This is a genomic window from Pantoea sp. NSTU24 (genome assembly GCF_050157905.1).
Lineage (GTDB): Bacteria > Pseudomonadota > Gammaproteobacteria > Enterobacterales > Enterobacteriaceae > Pantoea.
Genome location: NZ_JBKIWZ010000003.1, coordinates 275,942 through 302,410, shown reverse-complemented (window position 1 = coordinate 302,410; position 26,469 = coordinate 275,942). Strand labels below are relative to the sequence as shown.

The 26,469-nt window shown below is 54.1% G+C and carries 17 protein-coding genes and 1 pseudogene; 2 read left to right on the top strand and 16 right to left on the bottom strand.

The features are described 5' to 3' along the window. Window positions 1-64 precede the first annotated feature (64 nt). From ACLHDD_RS19945 to ACLHDD_RS19925, 5 genes are all read right to left on the bottom strand, one after another. A complete protein-coding gene (locus ACLHDD_RS19945) occupies window positions 65-1,153 on the bottom strand; it encodes an ATP-binding protein (protein WP_427105560.1) in 1,089 nt (362 codons plus the stop codon). Further along, complete coding sequence (locus tag ACLHDD_RS19940; protein WP_427105559.1) at window positions 1,150-1,845, bottom strand: response regulator; 696 nt, start codon at window positions 1,843-1,845, stop codon at window positions 1,150-1,152. Before ACLHDD_RS19940 ends, ACLHDD_RS19945 begins: the two co-directional genes overlap by 4 nt. Window positions 1,846-1,999: 154 nt before the next feature. Beyond that, the gene (locus ACLHDD_RS19935) at window positions 2,000-5,104 is read right to left on the bottom strand and encodes a multidrug efflux RND transporter permease subunit (protein WP_427105558.1); all 3,105 of its coding nucleotides are present in this window, start codon (window positions 5,102-5,104) and stop codon (window positions 2,000-2,002) included. Between the two features lies 1 nt (window position 5,105). Next, complete coding sequence (locus ACLHDD_RS19930) at window positions 5,106-6,266, bottom strand: efflux RND transporter periplasmic adaptor subunit (protein WP_427105557.1); 1,161 nt, start codon at window positions 6,264-6,266, stop codon at window positions 5,106-5,108. A gap of 164 nt (window positions 6,267-6,430) precedes the next feature. Next, window positions 6,431-7,321 (bottom strand): transcriptional regulator, encoded by an 891-nt coding sequence (locus ACLHDD_RS19925; protein ID WP_427105556.1) that lies wholly within the window; start codon window positions 7,319-7,321, stop codon window positions 6,431-6,433. Window positions 7,322-7,917: 596 nt separating this feature from the next. On the opposite strand from ACLHDD_RS19925, the gene ACLHDD_RS19920 reads away from it, so the two are divergent. Then, complete coding sequence (locus tag ACLHDD_RS19920; protein ID WP_427105555.1) at window positions 7,918-9,027, top strand: SDR family oxidoreductase; 1,110 nt, start codon at window positions 7,918-7,920, stop codon at window positions 9,025-9,027. Between the two features lie 19 nt (window positions 9,028-9,046). Here ACLHDD_RS19920 and ACLHDD_RS19915 read toward each other — a convergent pair whose 3' ends face one another. Then, the gene (locus ACLHDD_RS19915) at window positions 9,047-9,412 is read right to left on the bottom strand and encodes a hypothetical protein (RefSeq protein WP_427105554.1); all 366 of its coding nucleotides are present in this window, start codon (window positions 9,410-9,412) and stop codon (window positions 9,047-9,049) included. 276 nt (window positions 9,413-9,688) lie between these two features. On the opposite strand from ACLHDD_RS19915, the gene ACLHDD_RS19910 reads away from it, so the two are divergent. Beyond that, window positions 9,689-10,789, top strand: a complete 1,101-nt coding sequence (locus ACLHDD_RS19910) for a tyrosine-type recombinase/integrase (RefSeq protein ID WP_427105553.1) — start codon at window positions 9,689-9,691, stop codon at window positions 10,787-10,789. A 20-nt stretch (window positions 10,790-10,809) separates the two neighbouring features. Here ACLHDD_RS19910 and pagP read toward each other — a convergent pair whose 3' ends face one another. The 10 genes and pseudogenes from pagP to ACLHDD_RS19860 all read right to left on the bottom strand — a co-directional run bounded on the left by pagP (window position 10,810) and on the right by ACLHDD_RS19860 (window position 26,036). Further along, the gene (gene pagP / locus ACLHDD_RS19905) at window positions 10,810-11,382 is read right to left on the bottom strand and encodes a lipid IV(A) palmitoyltransferase PagP (protein ID WP_427105552.1); all 573 of its coding nucleotides are present in this window, start codon (window positions 11,380-11,382) and stop codon (window positions 10,810-10,812) included. 757 nt (window positions 11,383-12,139) lie between these two features. Then, window positions 12,140-14,356 carry a ferric-rhodotorulic acid/ferric-coprogen receptor FhuE gene (gene fhuE / locus ACLHDD_RS19900; protein ID WP_427105551.1) on the bottom strand — a complete coding sequence of 739 codons (2,217 nt, stop codon included), beginning with the start codon at window positions 14,354-14,356 and terminating at the stop codon, window positions 12,140-12,142. A gap of 880 nt (window positions 14,357-15,236) precedes the next feature. Further along, entirely contained in the window at window positions 15,237-16,379 is a 1,143-nt protein-coding gene (locus ACLHDD_RS19895; RefSeq protein ID WP_427105657.1) for an amidohydrolase, read from the bottom strand. A 438-nt stretch (window positions 16,380-16,817) separates the two neighbouring features. After that, window positions 16,818-18,047 (bottom strand): MFS transporter, encoded by a 1,230-nt coding sequence (locus ACLHDD_RS19890; RefSeq protein WP_427105550.1) that lies wholly within the window; start codon window positions 18,045-18,047, stop codon window positions 16,818-16,820. Window positions 18,048-18,132: 85 nt separating this feature from the next. Then, on the bottom strand, window positions 18,133-20,487 hold the full coding sequence (locus ACLHDD_RS19885; protein ID WP_427105549.1) for a GNAT family N-acetyltransferase: 2,355 nt from the start codon (window positions 20,485-20,487) through the stop codon (window positions 18,133-18,135). A 1-nt stretch (window position 20,488) separates the two neighbouring features. Further along, window positions 20,489-21,781 carry a lysine N(6)-hydroxylase/L-ornithine N(5)-oxygenase family protein gene (locus ACLHDD_RS19880; RefSeq protein WP_427105548.1) on the bottom strand — a complete coding sequence of 431 codons (1,293 nt, stop codon included), beginning with the start codon at window positions 21,779-21,781 and terminating at the stop codon, window positions 20,489-20,491. Between the two features lies 1 nt (window position 21,782). Further along, window positions 21,783-23,345 (bottom strand): pyridoxal phosphate-dependent decarboxylase family protein, encoded by a 1,563-nt coding sequence (locus tag ACLHDD_RS19875; protein WP_427105547.1) that lies wholly within the window; start codon window positions 23,343-23,345, stop codon window positions 21,783-21,785. A gap of 507 nt (window positions 23,346-23,852) precedes the next feature. Next, window positions 23,853-25,226, bottom strand: coding sequence for a PTS ascorbate transporter subunit IIC (locus ACLHDD_RS19870; protein ID WP_427105546.1), 1,374 nt, complete (start codon window positions 25,224-25,226; stop codon window positions 23,853-23,855). 40 nt (window positions 25,227-25,266) lie between these two features. Next, a pseudogene (locus ACLHDD_RS19865) lies at window positions 25,267-25,538 on the bottom strand (PTS sugar transporter subunit IIB). Window positions 25,539-25,586: 48 nt separating this feature from the next. Continuing rightward, complete coding sequence (locus ACLHDD_RS19860; protein WP_427105545.1) at window positions 25,587-26,036, bottom strand: PTS sugar transporter subunit IIA; 450 nt, start codon at window positions 26,034-26,036, stop codon at window positions 25,587-25,589. Between the last annotated feature and the right edge of the window lie 433 nt (window positions 26,037-26,469).

The following is a 26,469-nucleotide window of genomic DNA, read 5'->3' as shown; positions in this document are numbered from 1 at the left end:
GCGGTTACGCTTTCTGGTCCCAGAGAGAGGACAGAGGGTTGTCTTCCTGCGGCTGGCGGGTGTGTTATTCCTCGCCAGCCGCTATCACGCCAGGTCTGATGGCGGGTAGCCAGAATGAAAAGCGGGTGCCTTTAAGCGCGTTACGGTGACAGGAAACACTACCGCCCAGCGCCAGTACAATGGCTTTCACCACCGCCAGCCCTAATCCGGTGCCACCGCTCTGGCGCGACCGGGAATCATCCGTACGCACAAAGGCATCCCAGACGGTGAGGGCAAATGCCGGATCGATGCCGGGACCTTCGTCGTCGATATGCACCACAACCCCATCAGCATCCTGTTCACAGGTAATCATGACGATGCCTGGAACAGCATAGCGTCGGGCATTCTCCAGCAAGGCCAGCAGCACCTGCCTGAAGCGTGAGGCATCACACTCAATCATTGCCGGCGTGACTTTCAGCACTAAGGCGTGGTGACTGGTTTTGAAATCGGCCATGACCAGTTCAGCCAGCGACGCGATCTCACTCTGGATGTTTACCCGCTCATAGTGCATGTGCAGATGGCCGGACTGCGCCAGACTCAGGGTTCTCAGATCTTCAATCAGGCGCGTCAGGCCCTCGGTCTGATGGATCAGACTGACGAAAAGCGTCTGATCAGGTGCGAAAATACCGTCCGCTAAGCCCTGAAGCCGTCCGCGCAATATCGTTACCGGCGTGCGGAGTTCATGAGCAATGGCGGCGTTCCAGGTCTGGCTGTTCTGTGACAGGTTCTCCAGCGTAGCCGCCATGCGGTTAAAGTCTTTTACCAGCGCATTTATTTCATCAATCTCGATCGCACCTTCGCTGGCGCGTGCACTCAGATCGCCTTCCGCCACCCGTTTCGCGCTGTGCGTCAGGGATTCCAGTGGCACGACCATCTGGCGCGCAAAGCGGGCAGAGAAGAAAACGGAGACGGCGATGGTCAGCAGCGTGGAGAACAGCATCGTAAGCCAGTCGCTGGTGGTGCCGATATCCAGGTCGGGCGGCAGCATCTCACCTGAAAACAGGCCGATGACGGTCGGCGCGAGCGTGTAGGTGGCAAAGGAGGTCACAAAGGAATAGAGCGTGACTTTAATAATCAGCCAGTTCATCTGCTGGCTGAGTCCCCGGCGTTTCATTTACCCTCTCCCAGGCGATAGCCAAAACCGCGCACGTTCTGCAGCAGTCCGGATACCCCGGCGTCTTCGAGTTTCCTGCGTAATTTACTGATGTGGCTGTCTACCGTCCGCGGCAGGGTATCGCCCTCAGGGAAGCAGGCTTCCAGCAGTTCATCCCGGCTGAAAACCCGACTGGGCTCGCGGACAAAATGGGCGATCAGCCTGAACTCCGTTGTGGTCAGACGGGAAGCGATGTCGATACCTTCCGGTTTGAGGATGACGCTGTGCTGCTGCACGTTGACAGAGAGAGAGCGGCTGGACAGAACATCGTCTGAACGGGTCGCCACCCGGGTGCGCCGCAGAACCGCCTGCACCCGCGCGACCACTTCGGCGGGATTGAACGGTTTAACCACATAATCATCGGCGCCAATGCGCAGCGCAGAGAGTTTATCCACGTCATCGTCGTTTGCCGTCAGCATAATGATCGGCGTGTCGCCGCGCCGACGGATCTCCGCCAGCACCTGCCAGCCATCCATCACTGGCATACGGACATCCAGGATGATCAGCTGCGGTGAAGCGGTCGCGCAATACGTCAGCGCCAGAGCCCCGTTTTCCGCATGGCTGATGGTATAGCCGCTATTCTGCAGATAGGCGGTCAGAATGGCGGCAATCTCCGGGTCATCTTCGACGATTAAAATATCGCTGTTGTTCATGGGTATCCTTTCCTGGTTATCATCACCCCGTCCAGTGCTGAATAGCCAGCCGGGGTGTCACACAGGTTATTGTTATGCCGGTGAACCGCAGTAACCGGATGCGGTTGTATCATATCAGCACCGGGAGTGATTGAAACAGACCGGATAGCGCCGGTTATTCTGCCGCGTTTCCGTTTCCTTTCAGCCTGACCGCCAGCGTCATGATCACGACGAAAAACAGCGGGACAAACAGGATGGCCAGCAGCGTGGCACTGATGATCCCGCCAAAAACGCCGGTTCCGATAGCATGCTGGGTTTCACTGGCCGGGCCGGACGCGATAATCAGCGGCACTACACCCAGCCCGAACGCCAGTGAGGTCATGATGATCGGACGCAGTCGCATCCGGGCCGCCGTCAGCGCCGCATCCCGCAGGCTCCGGCCCTCCTGGTAGAGCTGCCGGGCAAACTCGACGATCAGCACCGCATTTTTGGCCGACAGGCCGATCACCGTAATCAGTCCGACCCTGAAGAAGACGTCATTGGGTAATCCGCGAATCATCACGGCGGTGACGGCACCGGCAATCCCCAGCGGAATGACCATCAGCACGGAGAGCGGGATGGCCCAGCTCTCATACAGCGCGGCCAGCACCAGGAAGATCACCAGAACGGAGAGCGCCATCAGCATCGGCGTCTGCGCGGCGGACTGCTGCTCCTGCAGCGACTGCCCGGTCCATTCAATCGCGAACCCTGCCGGTAGCTGCCTGGCGAGCGATTCCATCTCTTTCATGGCATCGCCGCTTGAGACGCCTGGCGCAGCACTGCCTGAGATCCGCATCGCCGGATAGCCCTGGTAGCGGACCTGCTGCAGCGGCGCGGAAGTGGCGGTCGGCGTAATAAAGCTCTTCAGGGCCACCATCCTGTCGTCGCTGTTACGGACGTAAAGATTTAGAATGTCATCCATTTGCATGCGATCCTTTGCCTCGGCCTGAATAATCACCTGCTGCATACGGCCTCTGTTGGGATAGTCGTTGACGTAGAGCGATCCTAGCGCGGCAGAAAGGGTGTCGCTGATACTGGCAAACGAAACGCCCATGGCACTGGCTTTTTCACGATCGATATTCAACCGGATACTCTTGCCTGGCGGCAGTCCGTCCGCATACACCTGAGTCACTTTGCGGCTGCTGGCGGCAAGCTGAAGTAGCTGCTGCTGCGCGGCTTCCAGCGCCGGATAGCCCTGACCGGCCCGATCCTCCAGCCGCAGCGTAAAGCCGGACGAGGTGCCCAGCTCCTCAATGGCCGGCGGCATCATCGTCATGATGGTGCCCTCCGGCATATCGCCCATCACTGCGTCGGCGAATCTGATCTCACTCAGCGTTGAGCTGTCACCGCGTTCTTTTCCCTCTTTCAGGACGGTAAAGGTCAGTGCGGTGTTTGCGCCGGCACCCGAAAAGCCAAATCCCAGAATGGATTGATTGGTGGCGATAGCCGGACGGCTACCCATAGCCTCTTCATATTTTTTCACGACCGCCAGCGTCCGCTGCTGCGTCGCCTCGGCCGGTAGCTGAAACGCCGTCATGAAATAGCCCTGATCCTCCTCCGGCAGAAACGCAGAGGCGAGCTGGCTGAATGCGATTGCCGTTCCGGCACAGAGCGCTATATACACCACCAGCATGCGGCCCGATCGTTTGAGGATCGTTGCTGTCCAGCCCGAATAGCGGTGGGTCAGACGCTCTAAACCCCGGTTAAATCCGCCGAAGAAACCGCCACGGGCGTGGTTGGTGGGCATCCGCAGCAGCGTGGCACAGAGTGCCGGGGTCAGCGCCAGCGCCAGCAGCGCGGAAAAAAGAATCGCGGTGGCGATGGCAAGCGCAAACTGACGATAAATGATGCCGACGGAGCCGCTGGCGAACCCCATCGGAATGAAAACGGCGGTGAGCACCAGAGTAATTCCGATGATGGCGCCGGTAATCTCCTGCATCGCGCGTGAAGTTGCTTCGCGCGGGCCAAGATTTTCCTCGCGCATCAGCCGTTCGACGTTCTCCACCACCACAATGGCGTCATCGACAATGATGCCTATCGCCAGCACCAGGCCAAACATGGTCAGCACATTGACGGAGAAGCCAGCGAGCAGCATGACGGATAGCGTGCCCAGTAACGCAATCGGCGCGACAATGGCGGGAATGAAGGTATATCTGATGTTCTGCAAAAACAGATACATCACCACGAAAACCAGCACCATCGCTTCGAGAAGGGTGTGGATGACCTTCCCGATGGAGAGCTTTACGAACGGTGCCGTATTGAAAGGGATGGCATACCGGATATCCTCAGGCATAGACAGGCTCAGCGCCTGCATCCGGGCCGACAGAGCTTCTGCGGTTTTCACGGCGTTGGCACCGGGCGCGAGCATAATGGCCGCACCGGTAGAGTTCTGTCCGTTTTCACGCATCATCATGCTGTAGGTCTGCGAGCCATACTCTATTCTGGCGACATCCGCGAGTGTGACGCTGGCACCATCCCGGTTCGCACGCAGCACAATACGGCCAAACGCTGCCGGGGTCGTCAGCTGACCGGCTACCGTCAGGGGCAGAGTAACCATCTGACCCGGCAGCGCCGGTTCGTCGCCGACGCGGCCCGGCGCGATTTGCGCATTCTGCTGCGCAATAGCGGCGGCGATGTCATTCATCGTCAGATTAAACGAGAGCAGTTTCACCGGATCAACCCAGACGCGCAGGGCGCTTTCGGCGCCAAAGAGCTGAACGCGCCCCACACCGGGCAGCCTGCGCAGCTCCTCAACCACGTTTCTGGCCATGTAGTCACTAAGCGCTTCGCTGTCTGTTTTGCCGGTCTTTGATGTCAGGCTGACGATCATCAAAAAACCGGTATCGGCAGCTTCCACCTGCAGGCCGTTCTGTCGCACGGCCTGCGGCAGGCGGGACTCCACCGCCCTGATACGGTTCTGAACATCGACCTGAGCCAATTCGGCATTCGTGCCCGGTTTAAAGGTAACAGTGATCGTCGCCTGACCTGAGGTGTCTGTCGATGATTCAAAGTAGAGCAGGTTCTTAACGCCAGAGAGTTCGCGTTCGATCAGACTGACGACCGAATCGTTCATCGTCTGCGGCGACGCTCCGGCCCAGGTAGCCGTGAGGGTGACATTGACAGGGGCCACCGAGGGATAACGGGCCACCGGAAGCCGCGTCAGAGACAGAACGCCGAACAGGACAATAAACAGCGCGACCACCCAGGCAAAAACCGGACGTCTGATAAAGAACTGAGCCATATTACTCTTTCTCCTGCAGGGTCAGATTCACGGGAGGCGCGGCTGACAGCACCGCGGCGACGCGGGTGCCATCGCTGAGTTTGTCCATGCCTTTTACGACGACACGACTGCCGGGCGGTAATCCCCCGGCGATGCGATAGCCCCCGTTAATCTGTTCGCCCACTCGGACGCTGAGCGGGTGCGCCTGCTGCTGATCGTCAATCACCCAGACTACGGCCGTGTCATTCTGGCGGGAAAGGGCCTGCTCAGGCACCATCAGTGCATCCTCATAGTGCTGTCGCGGAACCTGCACCCGCACGAACATACCCGGCAGCAGTTCGCGGCCGGGATTACTCACCTCAATACGCACCAGCACCTGACCAGTACTGGTATCCACGCTCATGCCGGAAAACAGGATCCGGCCAGGCTGGCTGTAAGCCGTCCCATCCGGTAACAGGAGCTTAACCGGCAGGCCTGTCGTGGCGTTCTGCGGGCTGGCCACCTGACTGCGCAGTTGCTGATAAACTCCGGCGGGCTGATAGACATCCACATAAATCGGGTCTGTCTGGTACAGACGGGCAAGAGGGCTGCTGTCGCCCGGCGTCACATACGCCCCTTCAGAAACCAGCGCCTGATCGATACGGCCTGAAATGGGCGCTTCGACCGTGGCGAAGCGCAGATCGAGGGCTTTGCGCTTCAGGGTCGCGCGGGCCTGTGCAACATCGGCCGCCGCCTGGCGGGCCGCAGCCACGGCATCGTCGTAACTCTGACGACTCACCGCGCCCGTGCCGATCAGTTTTCGCAGTCGGGCGGCCTGCTGCTGTACGCTGTCATTCGCGGCCTGAGCCCGCAGTAGTCCCGCCTGCGCGTTCTCCACTTCGGCGGCAAAGGGGGCCGCATTGATTTGAAAAAGCGGATCGCCCTTTTTCACTTCTGCACCCTGCTCAAACAGACGGCGCTCGATAACGCCATTCACCTGGGCTCGGATCTCCGCCGTACGCAGTGCATTCACCCGGCCGGGCAGCGTTTCATGAACAGATAAAATCTGAGGCTGGATTACCGTAACGGCCACCTGCGGTTTGGCAGTTTTCGTATCGGGGTTTGCATCATCATTACAACCCGTCAGGATGGCGCATAGCGCAATCAGGGTTAACGGCAGCAAAAAGCGTTCAGGGGCGAACATGGTCATCTCAATTTATTAGGGGATACGCAATCGTAACGAAGTCGGATTTATTTACCGTCGAGAGTGTGTGGAGATTGTGTGTAGAGATGATTTTTTTAATTATGCTGGCTAAGGCATGGCCGACAGCGTACCTGCCGGCCATTGAGAAACTCAGCTGTCCGGTTTCAGAAAAATGTGCGCCCTGAAGGCATGATATCGCACCACTGTTGTTTATAGTGCCAGGCTGGATTATAGGCACCCAGCGAAAAGATGAATTTCTTTTCTGAGGAGGCGGCTAATGCTTTGGCATGAAGAATGTTTTCCCAGAGTAAAACCGAGCCGATGCCAAGAGATTTAAACTGCGGATCTATCCCGCCATTAAAATCCTCAAAATAGTACCAGTCGGGACACTCGACTTTATAATTAAGATCAAATGCGCAGGGTGAGTCATTGATAAACAATATTTTCCCAAAAATCATCTCTCTGAATAGCATGAAGGTTTCAGTCAGAATCGTGCTGGCCGGGCAGATAAGCTGATTCTGCCAGCGTAGATTAAACAGGCGCTGATAAATCGCGGCCAGTTCGCCAGGCGAAAAAGCGGAGACATCTTCGACCGTGCCGCCCATTTTTCTGAATCGTCGCACTTCTCCGGCGCGCTTTTTTGCCGTTTTTACCGAAAAGTCAGGTTTGATATGGGCTATTTTTTTCTTAAACAGGTTATGACGGATGCTGTTCACTATTACGCCCTGAGAATGCGGCGATAACCGTTTTGTACTGAACGGCAGTATGATTTTTGCTCCCGCCTTAATCGGCAGAATAAGGTCGTCAAAAACAAAGGGCAGGTTTGATTTTTTATACTCCAGCGAACCATTCAGTGAAAATATGGCGCCGACAGGCTGACCGGATACCCTTTTCAGATAGTACTGAATGGCGACGCTTTCCCGTTCTGCAAGGTAGGCGAGGACGCGAGGATGGGTGCATATACTCCCTCCGAACGTCGCGTAGACCTCAGCGTAAGCCGAAGCCTCACACTCTTCCCAACCCGTTTTTTTAAGTTTTAAGTGTGTTGTCAGCATACCTGCTCTCTTAAGTAAAATCTCATGCGTTCCCCCGACGAACCCGAGGTGGAATATTTAAAACGAGCAAGGGTGTAATCCATGTTTATTAAACGTCCGGTAAACAGAAGAGTAACCGGGAGCACAAAAATCGCTTTGTTTAGCTTCTGCACATGTTCTACACACAGGCGCAACGATTTCTCAATTAATCATTCCCCCGGCATAGTTCATTTATAAAATCCTTATTAAGTTCAGCAAAAAAAATTAAATAACGCTTGATAGAAAACGAGGGATTTTGTTCAAATCAGTCGCAGGGTCAACGGCAGTCAGGCTTATTCAGCCCTGATAGCGTAACCGTAAATATAAACAGAAGTTAAATGAACAATTTTCGTGAATTTTGTGGTTTGTTTAGCTTGCAGATAGCGACTGGCTTTATACTGAGTGGACGTGTCGCCTGATCGGTTAAGTCTGTATCAGCGCGGGCTGGCTCCGACCCTGTCAGGTCTCTGCATCTGTAGGATATTTTAGCGACAATTTATTTCTCGGTTTAAAGTTTTTTAAACGGGAAATCATTGTTAAATACTTTTCATTGATAAACCAGTATAAATGATACCATTATGAAAAATATACTCATTACCGGCTCTACAGGTTTTTTAGGCGGAGCGGTTGTCGCAAATTTATTACAAAACAGTGTTAAGGATCGACTGCTGCTGCTGGTCAGAGGAAAAAACGTTGATGAAGGTTTAAACCGGCTGAAAACTAATCTTGCTAACTTTGGTTTAGATGCATCATTAATGAATGCCGTCACGTCTGAGAATATTATTCTGGGTGATCTGGCTTCACCCGAAAACTTTATTGAGGATACCCGGCTGGATGAGGTAACGCATGTTATAAACTGTGCAGCCGTCGCGTCATTTGGTAAAAACCCGACAATCTGGAAAGTGAATGTGGACGGCACGTATAGGTTTGCCGAACGCATGAGCCGTGTCAGCGGGTTAGAGAAATTCATTCATGTCGGCACCGCGATGTCCTGTGCGCCGGAACCGGGCTCGCTGGTCAGGGAGAGCTGGCTGGACTCCAGCCGGGATCAGCATATTGTCGAGTACACCTGGAGTAAGGCCTCGATTGAAAAACTGATGACAGAGAAATTGCCGGAACTGCCGCTGGTGATTGCCCGCCCGTCGATTGTTGTGGGGCACTCGGATCAGGGTTGCCTGCCTTCCGCCAGCATTTTCTGGGTCTTCCGGATGGCGCTGGCGTTAGGGAAATTCACCTGCGACCTGAACGATCGCATCGACGTCGTTCCGGTCGATTACTGCGCGGATGCGCTGGTTCTGCTTCTTGATGCCGAAAAAGTGATCAACGAGGTAATTCATATTTCTGCGGGGACCCAGAGCAGCGTGACTTTCGCTGAGATTGATGAGGCGATGGCTAAAGCCTCCGGCAAGCGCGCGCTGGGCGATGATTATCAGAAAGTTTCTTACAAGCAACTTTCTGACAGCAGAAGAACGTTCAAAGATCTGTTTGGTCCCTGTAACGAAAGGATCATGCTGCGCGCCATGAATCTTTACGGCCATTTCTCTAATCTGAATGTCGTTTTCGATAACTCGAAACTCATGCAGCTCGGTATGAGCAAGCCCTCCCGGTTCACAGACTATCTGGATCGCTGTGTATCGACGACCCGCAATGCGACCATCGCTGAACTGATGCAGGTCGATTTTAAGTAGTGACTTAAGGCAGCCTGGATTACAGGCTGCCTGCTAAACGGGTTAATCCCGGATTCCTTGTCCGCCTGCGGATTACCGTGAACGCCTGCTTCATCCGATCCTTTTCTCCGGCAACAATGTCAATGCTGCGCATCAGCGCAACCCCCGATCCCTCTGATGGCGTCTGCCCGGCAGGCGGAAAGATCTGCAATGTTCCGCCAGAATGTTCTTTCCTGATGCTTTTTATCTGGACAAAAAAAACCCGCGCAGGGCGGGCTAATCGTATCGCAGGGACTTTTATTATTTGTAGCTGTGCACTGGTGTTGGTATCCGTATTAATTGCAGTATAAGGATGTAACCTTAGTTTTAGCCTGGCATGTGCTGTTACAAACATCACAAACTTCATCTTTTTTGCCTTCTCACATTCATGTCTCATAGCGGGGCGCGGGCAGTTTCCATTGCTCGCGTATCTGTTTTCGCTCGCGCATACGTTGCCCGCACTGATCTGCCTGCTGATTGCGCGATTTTCCACCTGAAAAACGACCCTGTCATCCCTTATGCGATTCCTTCAGATTTCGTCAGAATGCGTCTTTATGACTCCAGACTTAATAGGTCTGGAGTCACAGGCGGACAGTGATTAGAATGACGCACATTGCAGTGATTAAAAGGCAGGAATGTGACGATGGAAAGAGTAGTGGCTCCGGCGCGCTCGGCGCATGTTGGTCGCCATGTCATGATCTGGCTGGAGCAGGTCAGAGCAGCTTCGCTTGGCGAGCTGGATAATTTTGGTGACGACGGTACGGTCGAGCAGGTGATGAAGGTCTGGGTAAAACTCTCGCTGCTGGTCAGCCGGCGTCGTCCCGAGATCGCCGTCTCCTCATTACTGAAACATGTCCTGCCCGGCATTGGCTCGCAGCCATTGAAATCGCTGAACCGCTTACGCCTCAACCGCCTCTATAACATCCTGATTGTCGACGGTAAAAAGGAAGAGGCTCGTCGGGTTTTTGCCCTGACCAAACAGTTTCTCGCCTGGTGCGAGATGCAGGGTTATCTCGATCATTCGCCCATCGCGTCGATGAAGAAAAGGGATGTAGCAGGTCGCGCGACGCCGCCACGCAGCAGGCAACTTTCTGATGCCGAAATATGGGTTTTCTGGCATGGACTGGATAATCGGGCTTTATCAGAGCAGGCGCGCTGGGCGCTGCGCTTGTGTCTGGTCAGCGCCCGGCGACCGGATGAGATTGTGCAGGCGCAGAAAGCGGAGTTTGATCTGCGCTCAGGTTTATGGAAGCAGGGCACACGCAACAAGTCGCAGCGGGAACATGTGCTGCCGGTATCCCCTCTGATGCAGATCTGTATAGAGGCGCTGCTGCGTGCAGCCGAGCCCGACTCGCCCTGGCTGGTGCCTGCGCCACGCGATCCACAGCAGCCGCTCTCAAAAGGGGCGCTCAATCAGGCGCTGCGCCGGATGATCCGTGACCCACGCGGGCTGGGGCTTGAAGCCTTTACGCCACGCGACCTGCGCCGCACTGCGCGTTCGAAACTCTCTTCACTCGACACGCCGAATGATGTCGCGCGAAAAATCATGAACCACGCGCTGGAGGGAATCGACCGGGTCTATGACACACATGACTATCTGAGTCAGATGCGGCAGGCCATGAACACATTTTCTGACGCAGTTGAGCAGATCATAGAGAGTGAAAGTTATCATTCGCTGCGACATCGCTACGAGGGCGAAACGCTGGTCATCAGCGATCTCTCCATCATGGCGATGTCGCGCTGACTCAGGCCAGCTGCTAACGGTCAGAAGTGATAACGGAACCAGGCAAAGTAAACGTTTCCGTTATTATGTGTACCTGGAATATAAGTCATCTGGAAGTCAAGATCGCCATAACCCACTGACGCCAGTGGTAAAATTGCTGGCACCGGAATATAGTTCCAGTTATCACGGGCGGTGACGCCCGCCGTATAACCTGCACCCCAGTGGAAATTCTGATCGGCCAGTGGACGCCAGGTTGCTACCCAGCCATATCCGCCAAAGGGTTCCCATTTGTTAAAGGAGTCTTTGAACGCCATCAGGTAGATGCCGTTCCAGTTTCCTTTTTCATCATAACGGGAGATACCGCCACCTGCGCCCCAGGGTCTTTCATTATATTTATCAATATGCTCGCGATCATACGTTGCGCGATTATGCCAGGTAATAGCAGGCAGATAGAAGTCGACTCCGTCTGGCTGCTGCCAGGTGGTCGCCACCTGATCACTGAAACTTTCCCAGCCTGCGCTCACGTTCTGCATCAGCGTAGCAGCGTGAGCAGGCGTGATAGTGAAAACGACCGTTGTTATCATCAACGCTTTAAGAGTCGATGTTTTGCGCATGTGAGGATTCCTGCAATATCTGGTATTTAAAAAGAAAAAAAGTGTTAATGCCGTCATTATGGCACGAAGAAAGGTAACTTTAGCTCAATAGACGGCCAGCACAGGATTTTATAACTAATTTAAGCGAAGCGGAAACCCTGTTTCATTATTTACGGGTATCAGATTGTAGCAAATGAAACTATCTTCATTTACATCCACCAAACATTGAAACATACAGAAGCACCTGGAAAAGTAAGGCAGTCACAGGAAATTAACGCTGTCATAACAATATGAAAGTGACAATTCCTCATTTGGTTTGCGGGTGCGATTCAGTGCAGACACTGTTCGTAAGATGGAGGAGGCGCACTGCTCAGGTGATGGCGGATGTTAACGGACTCAATCCTGATGAACAGAAGGGCAGCTGATTTTAAGAGCGCCTGAACTTAACGTTAACACTTGCAGAGGGAAGTCAGAATTCCGGCCCGGCATAGCATGGGTTGATTAAGCGAGTAGCGGGGTTGCAATACGCATGGCCATGTAAAGCTGTCTCTCATGTGCGTTAGCGAAAAGGCCTGTACCGTCTCCAGCAATCTTCTGGTTTACAACCTGCATCATATCCCGATGATGCAGAAACGGTTACAGGCATTACAGGCTCAGGAAAAATCATCGGCGAACAGTCGGAGATTATGAAGGCTAAAGGTATCAGGCCTGAAGATCCTGACCGTCCGGACGGATAAAAAGCCCGGATGGTTGCCGGGCTAAAGGTGACTCATAGAAACTAGAAATTGTAATTCAGACTGACTGAATAGTTTCGTGGTTCGTTGAACGCTACACCACCTGATGGATCAGTGTTGTATTCACGGTCAAATATATTTTTGACATTACCTTGGACCGAAAGGTTTTTGTTAACCTGGTAACGCGCAAACAGGTTTGCGATAGGGTAACTTCCCTGATAGACACGCTCAGTCACACCGGAAGGATTAATGGCTTCTTTATAGGTGCGATTTTGCCAGTTTATCCCTCCACCTACCGTCAGTTCACGCAGGACGGGGAGATTATAGCTGGTGAACAGCTTTAAGCTTGTTTGTGGCATATACGGATTTGAACGATCTCCGGAAGCATCTTTAGCAACATAGCGAGTTGCACCAAAGGTCATCTTCAAATTTTCAGTAACAGCGCCATTTATTTCAAAATCAACTCCGCGACTGACGACGCCTTTAGACGATTTGTAGGCATTCTCACTGCTATTATTCACGTAGGTAGCATTCTGAATCTGTCCAAGATTTTCCTGCTCAATGCGGAACACGGAAAGGCTGGAAGTAATCTGACCGTCATTCCAGTCGCCTTTAATACCTGTTTCATAATCTTTACCCGTAACAGGTTTCAGATAACTGCCTTGCTGATCCCGATAAGTCTGGGGCTGGAAAATGGACGTGTAGCTCGCAAAGGCAGAATAGGTTTCGTTAATATCGTAAACAAGGCCGCCATACGGCGTGATGTTATTCTTATCCATATCTGAAGACGTGCCGTTTGCACTATATCGGGTATAGCGTGCTCCCAGAATCAGGGAGAGCGGATCGGCAAGAGAAAAACGCGCTGCGGTATAGGCAGATTTCTGGCGTATGGTGTCTTCTGAAGATAATGCCCAGGCTGGCCATTGAGGCTCATCAATGTTTCCGGACCATTCATTCCAGTTGCCCACCTGTGCGGGTGACAATATGTCAGAAGAATAAATATACTTATTGCGTTGACGGCTGTAATCCACGCCAACAACTAACTGATGCTGTCTTCCTGCCAGCTCAAATGGACCCGTGGCATAAGCATCTACCGCGGTCTGAGTACGCACTCCCTTGTACCAGCCCGCATACCCATATCCTGCACTGTTCAGGATCCCCGTTTGCTGATCAGGGTATCCGTCGACATACAGCAGCTTACTATCGAAATCTGATTCACTGTGCGTGCCATTAATGCGCGTTTGCCAGCCGTTGTCGAAATTTGTTGTCAGGTTAGCAAAAACCTTGCGGGACAGGATATTGTAGTGCGTCCAGTCGGCGGAAGGATTATCGCTGCGGTCGTAATGAATTTTGCTGCCATTGCTATACCAAGTTGGCAGGCCGCCCCAGGTTGGACTGTCCGTATTACGTGACTGATAGTCATAGCCCAGATCCAGCGTAGTCGTGTCGGTAAGGTCTGCCGCGACGGTGGCATAGAGGAACTTTTTACGTTTGTGGTAACGGTCAACCCAGCTGTCCTGATCCTGGTAACCCGTCACTACGCGACCGCGCAGCGAACCGGCATCATTCAGTGGCCCTGAGAGATCTGCCACATAGCGCTGATTATCCCAGCTGCCATAGCTTGTCGACAGGTTGCCGGTAAACGTTTTACTGTCAGCTTTTTTACGAATTAAGTTTATGGCCGCGCCCGGATTACCCGTGCCCGTCATTAAACCTGTTGAGCCTCGTACGACATCAATGCGCTCGTAAATAGCGGAATCACTATCGGTTTCACCGAAATTCCACGCGCCAGTCTGCGTAGAAGGGATATCATCGTATGTGTAGTTGTTGATGTAAAAACCGCGTGAGTAGAAATCAACACGTTCGGAGTCATTTTGTGAGGCGGATATGCCAGTGACATTCGCCAGAGCATCGCCAATATTTTGCAGGTTCTGATCTTTGATACGCTGCTGTGTGAGTGTGCTGACTGACTGCGGAATATCACGCTGAGTCAGGTTCAGTTTCGTCCCGGCACGCGTAGCAGGAACGGTATAAGACTGTTCAGTTGATGTCGCAGGCGCAACGGCTTCATCTGCAGTCACAGTCAGCGTTTGTTCTGAGGATGCACTTTTGTTTTCAGAACTCTCAGCTGCCTGCGAAACGCTGCAAAGCAGTGCGTTACTGACCATCAGCGCGACCACTGAAACAGCAAGTCTGCTGTTTTTGCTGGATTGAGATGCGCCGCTACCTTCAGATTCTGCATTACCCCGGGTGAAAGACATGCCATGACCTCTTCATTTAATTAATATTTTTGACTTAATTTTTAACCAGGTCGTGCTGAATCTTTTTCGGCAACTTTGGTCAATTTCAGTAAGCGCAAGCATACTAAATGCAAATGATTGTTATTGCTATTAACATTTGAGAAAAGTTCATACTTTTTTTTCTATGCCTGTAAACCAGGAAAAAAGCTTTCTGCAAAATGGTCGGCAACGCGATGATACTGAAGGGGCTGAAAGGCGTATCAAAGATAAAATAAAAGCTTCTGTTGATTAAAATAAACACTACAGATCAATACCCTGTGAGCAGGGTCTGAATCTGTATTATCGGTAGGAAGTGAAGTCGTGAATGCCCTTTTCCAGCGGCCCGTATAAACGGCTGGCGCGTCGGCATCCGTTGATAACTGCTGTCAGTCACAGCCTTCAGGACAACTGTGACGACAGCTCCTTCAGAACATTTATCTGGCTTCGCTATGCAGTGTCATCGTCGATAAGGGTGATTACCCGTAGTCTGACCCGACGCCACGTCTACTGGCCTTCGATTCAGGGTGGGCCACCCGTGATCAGCCTGCATCGCAATCGCTTCTCACCTGTTGATAACGGATGAGGCGCGCACATTATCCCTGCTGAAACCCGGACGAAACGGAGCAGGGCTATATGGCGCCTTAGGTGGACTGACTGTCAGTTTTCACGAAGACGGGCCAGCCTTTGACACGGTTTTCAGCCGCCTGACGACCCTGATGTCATCGACGCTGTTTTGTCACCGATGATCAGGGAAACGATGTGATAACACTGAACCCTGCGCTGGTAAAAGCGGGCGCCTCCCGCCAAAATCACTGACAGTATGGCCCCCGTATCAGTCAGGGCGCCATGACAGCTGCTGATTTCATGATTGCGCCGCCACAATCTGGAGCGCACGCGGCGCCAGTTGCGTGAAGTAGTCAACCGCAGGCGCGATCAGGGCTTCATCCGGATCGAAGGCGGCATGATGCAGACCAAATTCACTGGCGCTGCCGATACTGACAAACGCCCCCGGCACCTGTTGCAGATAGAATGCGAAATCCTCACCGCCCATCTGTGGCGAAGCGGCATGTTCTGCGTGATAGCCGCTCTGTCGGGCCACGTTCAGCGCGACATCGACCCACTGAGGCGTATTGATTAGTGCAGGTGGCCCCTCTGTCCATGCCAGTTCAGCGGATGCACCAAACCCACTGGCGATACCCTGAATCAGTGACTGTATGCGAGAAGGGATCTGCGCCCGTATCCCGCTATGGTGCGTTCTTACGGTGCCTTCCAGCTCAACGCTCTGCGGCAGAACGTTCCAGGTATTGCCTGCGGTAAAGCGCGTTACGCTCAGCACCACCGTTTCAAGTGAGCTGAATACCCGACTCGGCAGGGTCTGCAGCGCCGTCACAATATGGCTGGCAATCACGATGGAATCGATACCTTCGTGCGGTCGCGCCGCATGCGCACCTTTGCCGTTAATCCGTATCACAAAGCGATCAACATTGGCATAAAAGGCCCCCGCACGGCTGTGCAGCGTACCCAGTGGCAGGTCCGGCGCGTTGTGCAGGCCGAATATCGCTTTTACCCCCTCCAGCGCGCCCGCCTCTATCAGCTGACGGGCACCGTCAAAGGTCTCTTCGGCGGGCTGAAACAGAATTCGCACCCGGCCCGGCAGCGTGGCTTCCTGCTGTTTAAGCTGCAACGCCACGCCGAGCATGACGGCGCTGTGGATGTCGTGACCGCAGGCATGCATAACGCCCGGTTGTCGCGAGCGCCAGGGACGATCGGTAGCCTCCTCAATCGGCAGGGCATCAATGTCTGCGCGTAGCGCGATTAACGGTTCGCCGTGACCGATTTCCGCCACTACGCCGGTCTTCAGCCCGAGCGGTAAAGGCCGGATTCCGGCCTGCTCCAGCCAGCGGGTAAGACGTCTGGTTGTGGCAAACTCCTGATTCGAGAGTTCCGGATGCTGATGCAGTTCGCGGCGCCACTGCACCAGTTGTTCAGTTAAAAGCAAAGTCATCATTATTCCTGTTGTTCCTGCAGAAAAGGCTCACCTGGCATTGGGCAGTGTGAGGTTGTCCGGCAAACCGATAGTGCCGTCAGACCGTGAACGGGCCCGGGCAGGCAGAGTGACAAACGGCGGCAACATCAGCCTGCCGCCCGCACAGCCCGGTCAGGAAGGGAGAGCGTCCCGGCAGGCGAATTGACAATCAGCGTCGGCGTGCAGGGCTTAACGTGAAATAACGCCATTTATGATGATTGCCGTTATTATCTCTGGCCTGATCAGGCGTAATCATCATCGAACGATGCAGAACACAGATGAAGTAACGATTTGATCAAAGCTTATCTGAAATCCGCTAATGCGGATGCGGGAATGTCAGTCCGGAAGGCAACAGCCGGAATGACATCAGAGTCTGCCATTCCGGGATAGTGACACCCGGCGTGTATTGCTAAGGGTTCAGGGGGCGGGGCATAGCTTTCGCTGACCGGCGCGCAGAAACGCGCAGACCAGCCCCAGCCAAAACAGACCGCACACCAGATTGACCAGACTGAAGCCACCGGTGCCGTATCTGAACCAGGCCGTTTTGGCGGCTTCAATACCCAGCGCAATGATCAGAATTGTCACCATACCCACTATCGCAGCCACGCTGCCTTTTCCGGCACGGCTTGAAAAAAGCGTCATACGATAGAGACCGGCGTTGACCAGTCCGGTGCCGAAGCCATAGAGACTGACGCCAGCCGTGAGCCACAGATAACTCTGCGGGTTTATCACGGTGGCGATTGCCGCGAAACCCAGCCCGCAGACCACCGGCCAGGCACCGATTCTGATTGGCTGTTCAATCGACAGACGGCTGGATAAGCGTCCCAGCGTCAGGTTACCGGCGATCATGGCGGCAAAAACTGGTAACTGTAACAGTGCATAATCGATGCGGCTGAGCTGCCCGCCATGCATTAAAATGACAGGCGATAACGCTACCCAGGCGATGCAGGGCACAGTGACCAGCCCGATGGCGAACGCGCCACGCATCACCTGACGATCTTTCAGCAGTGCGCCATAACCGCTGATAATCGACCTCAGCGACAGTGGTTTCTGACGATCGCCCGACGTCTCTGGCATGGCATACCATAATCCGGCCAGTGCCAGCCCGGCAATGGTGCCTGTCAGCCAGAACAGCGTGCGCCATTCCCCTACGGTCAGAAACGCCGCGCCCACCAGTGGACCGGCGAGCGGTGCCAGCAGGGCCACATTCGCCATCAGGGCCATTATTTTGATGCTGAGTGATTCGGTGAAGGCCTCCTGAATTGCCGCATAACCGACCGCGCCAATAAAGCAGAGGCTGACGCCCTGCAGAAAGCGCAACAGCACAAACTGTTCGATGGAGGTTACCCAGTGGGTTGCGATGCAGGAGAGCGTAAAAAAGGCCACGCCACTGATCAGTACAGGACGACGGCCAATGCGGTCCGAGAGCGGGCCGAGCAGCCACTGCAGCAGAATACCGCCCATCAGATACGCAGTCAGCGAGGCGGGAACCCACTCCGGCCCGACGTTAAACTCCTGCGTCACCAGCAGCATACCGGGCTGGATCATGTCATGTGCGAGGTAGGTCGCGAACTCAAATAACACCAGCGACAGAGGAAAGATCAGATGTCGCCGTGTCAGTCGGGCGATCGGCTGGAAGGGGGTCATGTTGAATACCTGTAAAAAGACGCCAGAAAGTGCGGCCACCAGAGTGACCGCATAACATGCAGAATTGATTGTGACGGTGTAACGATTAACGCCAGCGGGCAATCGGGTTGACCAGTGTCCCGGCAAATTTAAGATTTTCAGCCGGATCGGCGAGGTTAATCATCTGCTGATTATTTGCCAGCTGCAGACGATTCAGGCAGGAGCGGGTAAACGCTGGCGCGAACATGTCATAGCGCGCAAACTTCGTGGCATGCTCCGGGTGTGCAGTCTGGTAATCCTTCACGCACTGTGCGACCGCCTGCCAGAACGCCTCTTCCGGCAGCGTCTGTGACTGATGCAGTATTGCGCTGATAAAGCGGAATATACAGTCAAAGACATCAGTAAAGATCGACAGCAGCTTCAGTTCCTCCGGCACATCCACCGCCAGACGCTGCACACCTTCCGGCAGCACTGCGTCCGGGTTCATGACGGCAATTTCCTCGCCAATATCCTTCATATAAGCCGCCACCGGGACGTTGTTTTCCAGCAGCATGATCAGGTTTTCACCGTGTGGCATAAATACCAGATCATGCTGATAGAAGCAGTGCAGCAGCGGGCTGAGGTAGCAGCTGAGATAGCGGTCAATCCACGCTCTGGCAGAGAGACCGGAGTCCGCGATCAGTGCAGGAAGCAGCGGCTGCTGCTGCTGATCAACGTGCAGGAAAGCGGCCATAGTCATCAGGCGCTGGCCCGGTTGCAGACTGGCGGCCGGATTATCCCGCCACAATGCTGCAAACATCTTTTTATAGGCGGAATCCCCTTTGATCGCCTGCTCATAGGCGCGGTTGTGATAACCCACCGCCGCCACCTCACGCAGAATGCGGAAATCGCAGCGCTTCAGCCACGCATCGTCGGCGACCAATGCGGCCAGCCAGCCATTAATGGCCGGGGTTGTCGCCATATAGTACGGCGACAGGCCACGCATAAAGCCCATGTTAAGCACCGACAGGGCGGTTTTAACATAACGTTTCGACGGCGCGCTGCGGTTAAAGAAAGTACGGATCGACTGCTGCGCCTGATACGCATCGTCCCCGGTGCCGAGATAAACAATTTCATGACGGGCAACGTCTGCGGCAAACACCGTCAGCAGTTTGTTGTTCCACTGCCATGGATGAACCGGCATCAGGATGTACTCCTCCGCCGTCAGTCCTTTTTGGGTTAACTGAGCCGTAAACGCGTTCAGCGTGCTATCACCCAGCTCGTCGCGCATCAGCTGCTCATAGCTCAGTTCGCTGAGGCTGGAAAAATGGGCGTTGCGGCGATGCACGGCAACCCAGATAAGGTAAACCGGCGCGGCGGCTTCCGGTGCAAAGGCCAGATAGTCACGGGCATCAAAGCCGATGCGTCCGTTATTGGCGACAAAGCAGGGGTGTCCTTCGGTCATCGCCGCTTCCACCGTCTGGAAATCGGCGGAAACCAGTGCCTGGCTGTCAGGGTTATGCTTCTGGCGTTTATAGACGCTGCTGCATAACGTGCTGCTAATCTCCTCCATATAGGTGGCCAGCAGCGGCTGCGGGATACCAATTTCCGCGTTGAACTCGACAATAAACTGCAGCGCATCCAGCGGCAGCGCGTGCCCGTTCTCCTGCTTGCGCAGCGAGTCCGCGTCGATCTCCCAGTGGTCCAGCGCCAGCCGTGCGGCGCGGAAATGGTAGCTGGCTTCACCGCCCGGCACCATCAGCTGATACGTGTCGTCGCCTGTGGCCTGTGGCGTGATAATTTTTTCATGGGCAAACTCGGCGATCGCTTTGCGGATCAGCATGCGGTTTGCCTGAGTCCAGTGTTCGCCGGTCAGATGCGTGCCGTCGATCAGTGAAGCGGGGGTATCCATAGTCTGCGACTCCTGCTGTAACGCATGTTGATAATCTTCCCGCTGGCAGAAAGCCAGCCAGGCGGTTTTATGACCCAGGTCGAGGGTGTGCTGATAGCGGAATCCGGCACGCCGGTTCAGAACGTGGATCTTCTCATTACGCACGTCCGGCTCCACGACAACGCGGTTTACCTCCGGGCGGCTGAACAGGTAGTCCATCACCAGCGTGAAGACCTGCCAGCTGAAGGCTTTGATCGGCTGGCTGGCGGGGGCTATCAGGATGTGCATGCCGTAGTCATCGGGCGCGGCCGGGTAGAACTTCCCAATTTCGTCGTCAGCGGCGCGATAGCACTCAATCAGACAGACCGGCTGATCGTTGCAGCAGCCGATCAGCGCCGCATGGGGATCGGCAGCGGTCAGCGTCTGATAGAACCCGGCAACCTGCGCCAGGCTGTGTGACTGCATGCCCCAGAAACGGGCATAGTCGCGGGTGACCCAGCTGTGAATCAGGGGCGCATCGTGCTCACACATCGGTCTCAGGGTAAAGCGGCCAGCAGGGCGGTCGGCCGTAAACAGCGGTGGTGTATGCATGTCAGTGCTCCGTTTTCGCCGGGAAGGTCTGGAAAGCGATCTGGCGCTCGACTGGATAAACCTCGCGTCCGGTCAGTTCGCGCAGCAGCACGGAGTTGCGATAGCAGGCCATGCCCAGATCCGGGGTGACAAATCCATGGGTGTGCAGCTCTGCATTCTGCACAAAGATCTGATTGTGGTGATCGATGCTGTAGTTGCGCTGCACGTCGTAGCGCCCCTTGTCATCCCAGCGCAGGCGCGACGCGATCCCCTCTAAAAACATCGGCGGCTGATAGTGATAGCCGGTCGCCATCACCAGTCCTTCCGTGCGACGGGTAAAGGTGCAGTCCTGCTCCTCCTGATGAAGGGTCAGCTCAAATTCGCCCTGCGGCAGCCAGCGCATCGCGGTCAGCGCCGAATGGGTGAAAAGGTTGACGTTCAGGTCACCGTCCAGCTGTTTCACATACATCAGATCGTAAATGTCGTTGATCAGACTGCTGTTGATGCCTTTGTAGAGATTCTTGTGACGGGCATTCAGCGCATCACGGGTGTGAGCGGGCAGGGCGTGGAAATAGTCCACCCACTCCGGCGAGGTCATCTCCAGCGTCAGCTTGGTGTACTCCAGCGGATAGAAACGCGGCGCACGGGTGATCCAGTTGAGCTGGTAACCAAAGCGGTCAATATCGGTCAGCAGATCATAATAGATCTCTGCTGCGCTCTGGCCGCTGCCCAGCACGGTGATCGACCGCTTCTGCTGCAGCTCAGCCTTATGCGCCAGATAGTGGCTGGAGTGGGTCAGGCGCTGGCGATGCGGCTGGCTGCATTCGGGCATCCAGGCCACCGGGCCGGTGCCAAGGATCAGATGTCGCGCCAGATAGCGCTGCTTCTCACCGCTGCGGGTGTCGGTCACCTGCAGCTGGTAGAGACCTGTCGCTTCATCATAGCTGGCATAGTCGACATGACTGTTCCAGCGCAGATTAGAGAGTCGCGAACTGGCCCACTGGCAGTACTGGTTATACTCTTTGCGCATCAGGAAAAAATCTTCCCGGATGTAAAAGGAGTAGAGTTTTCCCTTCTCCTTCATGTAATTAAGCAGGCTGTAGGGACTGGTAGGATCGGCGAGCGTCACCAGATCGGCCATAAACGGCGTCTGCAGATGGGCGCTTTCGAGCATCATCCCGGTGTGCCAGTCGAATCCCGGATTCTGGTCCAGGAAAAGTCCCTTCAGCCCCTCGACCGGCTCACTCAGGCAGGCCAGGCTCAGGTTAAACGGGCCAATGCCGACGCCAATGAAATCGTAAACAGGCTTATCCATCTCAGTTTGCTCCCTGACTGACCGCGCTCAGCGCAGAAGCCCGCACCTGTTCCCGGCCATAATGGGTAATCAGGCTCAGCACATCTTCAATGTCTGCAGGCGTCGTGGTGGGATTCAGCAGCGTGAATTTCAGATACTGACGTCCGTTAACTTTGGTGCCGGCAACCACCGCATTGCCAGCGCGGAACAGGGCCTTGCGGATAGCCGCATTAATCTCATCGACCCTGGCATCGCTGGTATGTCTGCCCGGCACAAAGCGGAAAATCTGCGTGGTCAGCTCCGGAGCGTGCAGCACTTCAATAGCAGGATGCGCCTTTAACAGTGCATGGGCAGACTCTGTCAGCGTGATCAGAGTATCGAAGGCCTCGCCCAGCGCCACCGGCCCCATTACGCGCAGCGTCAGCCACATCTTCAGCGCGTCAAACCGGCGGGTGGTCTGAATACTTTTATTGACCAGATTAGGCGTGCCTTCCTGCTGAGCACTCAGCGGATTCAGGTAATCTGCATGGTGGGTAACATGCTTCAGATTCTGGCTGTCACGGACGAAGAACGCGCCGCAGCTGACGGTCTGGAAGAAAGATTTGTGATAATCGACGGTCACCGAATCCGCCTGTTCAATACCCTTCAGACGTGAGCGGTGCTTCTCAGAGACCAGCAGTCCGCAACCGTAAGCAGCGTCAACGTGCATCCACAGACCGGACTCTTTACAGAGTCGGGCAATGGCCGGAAGAGGGTCGATGCTGCCGAAATCAGTGGTGCCGCTGGTGGCGACAACGGCAATCGGAATCAGCCCTTCGCTGCGGCAGCGTGCAATCTCCTGTTCCAGCGAAACCACATCCATACGGTAATGTTCGTCATGATCTACGGCGATCACGGCGTCATAGCCGAGCCCCAGTATCGCCATTGATTTCTGGATACTGAAGTGACTGAGTTTCGAGGTAAAGACCCGCCATCTGGGCGCGGTCTCCGGCAATCCACGCTGTTTGATCAGATGATCAGGATGATGCGCCGCACACCAGCTGTCACGCGCCAGCAGCATGGCCATCAGGTTAGACTGGGTGCCGCCGCTGGTGAAGATCCCGTCCGATCCGCCCGGCAGCCCGATGCGGCCCAGCGTCCAGTCGATCACCTTCTGCTCAATCAGCGTGCCACCGGCACTCTGATCCCAGGTATCGACCGAGCTGTTGACGGCGGCCATGATCTGCTCGGCCATCAGAGAGGGCAGCACGACCGGGCAGTTAAGATGGGCCAGATATTTGGGATGGTGGAACCAGACGGCATCGCGCAGATAGAGCTGGCTCAGCTCCGCCAGCGCCGCCTCGTTGTTGCCCAGCGGTCGATCCAGATCGACGCCGCTGAACTCTGCCGCCAGCTCGTGGGGCAGGATGCCGCTGAAGGGTTTCTCTACGCCGGTGACGGTGCGGGTCATCAGCGCCAGCACCTCCTGAGTCTGCTGCGACCAGGCTGCCAGTTGCTGATCGTTAAAAATGGCGGTTTCAGCCGTGCTGGCAATAGGGGCAGGCGCGGATTCCCGTGCCGCCTGGGTGGATGAGCGTAAAAGCATGTTCAGTTCCTGTGCGTGAATACCTGGTACCCTGCTGACTTAAATCAGCAGCGTCGGATGTCCGCTCAACAACTCCAGTAAACATAAAACTAACTAACCAGACAAAAACCCGGCCATTGGCTGGCTAAGTGTTTTCACCTTAAAAAAAGACAATGCCACAGATTATTTGTGGACTAATCAGCGATAAACGCTTTGTTATATGAGGATGAGATTGTAAATGTTAATCATTTGCATTCAATTGTTTTATTGTGAAATTTTATTTATTAGCCGCCCTTATGTCACAAATGTGATATTGATCACAATTTTGATTCGGAATCGTCCTTTTTTAATAAGACGTAACAGAGATTCATCGGGCAGGTGAACGAGATGACGGGTTAAATGGACGGCGAAAACGGAGTCTGGAGCCTGATCGGGACTGAGATAAAACAGGCTGATTCAGGTCTTTAGCCGGGAGACATGAATAAACCAGAAAGCGCAGACCGCGCTTTCTGGCCGGAACGACGTGACTCAGCCTGCGTTCGTTTCTGCAGGGACTTTCTTTCTGGTCATAAAGTTGAAAATCACTAACAGGGCAAAGATGCCGGTGATGATCATTGTAATGGTGCCTTTATCCATAAAGTGCGCCATGTTGCCAAGAAGAATACCGGTGACGCCAAAATCGGTGTCGGAGAAGGTCGTGTTGGTCAGGCCAATCTGTCCTAGCACGGGCAGCAACGCAACAGGCAGGAAGGTAATCAACAGGCCATGTGCAAAAGCACCACAAATAGCCCCGCGTTTACCCCCGGTCGCATTGCCAAATACGCCTGCGGTCGCGCCACAGAAGAAGTGGGGCACCACGCCCGGCAGAATCAGGACCCAGTGCAGCTGGCCAAGAACAAACAACCCAACCAGACCGCCGATGAAACTGGAAATAAAGCCCACCAGAACCGCATTCGGCGCGTACGGGAAAACAATCGGACAGTCCAGTGCAGGCCGGGCATCCGGTACCAGCTTTTCAGAAAAGCCGGTAAAGGCCGGAACGATCTCCGCCAGGATCAGTCGCACACCCTGCAGAATAATAAAGACACCCGCCGCAAAGGTAATCGCCTGAATAAACGAGTAAACCAGGTAGTTCTGACCGTTACTGAAATGCGTCTCTACGTAATCCTTACCGGCTGAGACCGACAGGATGAGGTAGATAATCATCATTGTCAGTGAGATAGAGATGGTGCTGTCTCGCAAAAAACTCAGGTTTTTTGGCATGTTCATCTCTTCGGTGGACTTAGAGCCTTTGCCCACCAGTGAGCCGATCCAGCCTGATAAGACGTAGCCAATCGTTCCGGTATGCGCCAGTGCAACATGATCGCCGCCGATAATCTTCCGCATATAGGGTTGAGCGATGGCCGGGAAAGTCGCCATCAGAATACCTAACAGCAGCGATCCGGTGTAAATAAGCTGGATACCCTCGAAGCCGGCAACCGACAGAATAATCGCAATCATACAGGCCATATAAAAAGTAACATGACCTGAAAGGTAGATATATTTGAGTCGGGTAAACCGGGCAACAACGATATTCGCGACCATGCCGAAAGCCATGATCATCGTGGTCGGCGCGCCATATTTCGCCAGGGCGATTGAGACCATCGCTTCGTTGTTGGGAATGATGCCCTGAACATCAAACGCCTGCTTAAAAATGTCGCCCAGCGGCGTCAGGGAACCGACCAGCACGGTCGCTCCGCCTGCCAGCACCAGAAAGCCCAGAATCGTTTTAACCGTTCCCTTAATCACATCCGGGAAGGGTTTCTTCTGCGCTACCAGGCCGAAACATGCCACCAGTCCGACTAAAATGGAGGGCACTTTCAGCACGTCGACGACGAACTGCAAAAGGTTTTGAGTAAACATATTAACCTCGAGGGTATGGTGTTTATCTGTTTATCAACTTTCAGTTTTTCTCAAAATACTCACGTATCTTTTGCTCGATTTCTTTCAGGTCGATGATGTTATTAATGATAATGACCTTCTCGGGGGAAGGTTTGCGCTATAGGCGATATCCTTCGCCATCACAAACACATCCGCTACTTCGGGTGTGACCGAGCCGAGATCGGAATGCTCCACTTCAGCCTCAACACCAATCGTCTTCAGTACTTTCTTGATGTTCATTTCCATCATGAAGCTGCTGCCCAGACCTGAACCACACACTGCCATCATTTTCATAACTGACCTCGTTAACTGTTTTTAGAAAAGGGAGAGGCGACAGGCCGGTTAAACGCCGGTCAGAATCGCCATCAGCGCCTGCTGACTGCGGGCGGCAAAGATCTGCTCCATGATGTTTTCATCGGAGAGCACCTCTGCCAGCTGAGAAATCATTTCGATATGACTGTTGCTGTCCGGCGCGGAGAACATGAAGAGCACCTTCACGGGATCGTTCTCTTCGGAGTCAAAAGTCACGGCGTTGCCCAGCAACACAACGGACAACCCGAGTTTATGTGCGCCCTGTTCCGGACGCGCATGGGGCATAGCAATCTGTGGCGCAATCACAAAAAAGGGACCGATTTCCTCTTTCTGGTGAATAATGGCGTCAATGTAATCCTGCGATATGGCGCCTTCACGGAGCAGCGGACGCCCTGCTACAGCTAATGCTTCCCGCCAGTCAGCGACGTTTTCAACGTACTGTACTTTTTCGTTATTCAGCCAGTCTGCCAGATTTGACATCGTCTTAACCCTGCCTCGATTGCGTAATAAAATTTATGCCAGTCGCGATTCCGGATGTGCTGAAACACGCGCCCTGGTGAGTCCGGCGATGCCGCAGGTGTATAGTCACTTTTCCTATTAAAGCGGCTGCCTGCTGCGACTTCTCCTCTGATACCTGACAATACGGACAGATAAAGCTCCGTAAAAATAATCATCATGAATTTAAAAAATAGTATCCATTCAATCAGTTAATTCATCATGACTTTGTCAGTAAAGAGGTATAAAGCCGGATTCACTTATCTCTTCACATCTGTACATCTTTCAGATGTCTAGTCATCCTGATAATGTACTTCGGCGTGTATGGACACAACCTGTAAAGTTAAAATATGGGTATGCAGGCTAAATATCAGTGTCAATTTGTTAAATTGATCACATATTCAGGGTGCCGGTGTAG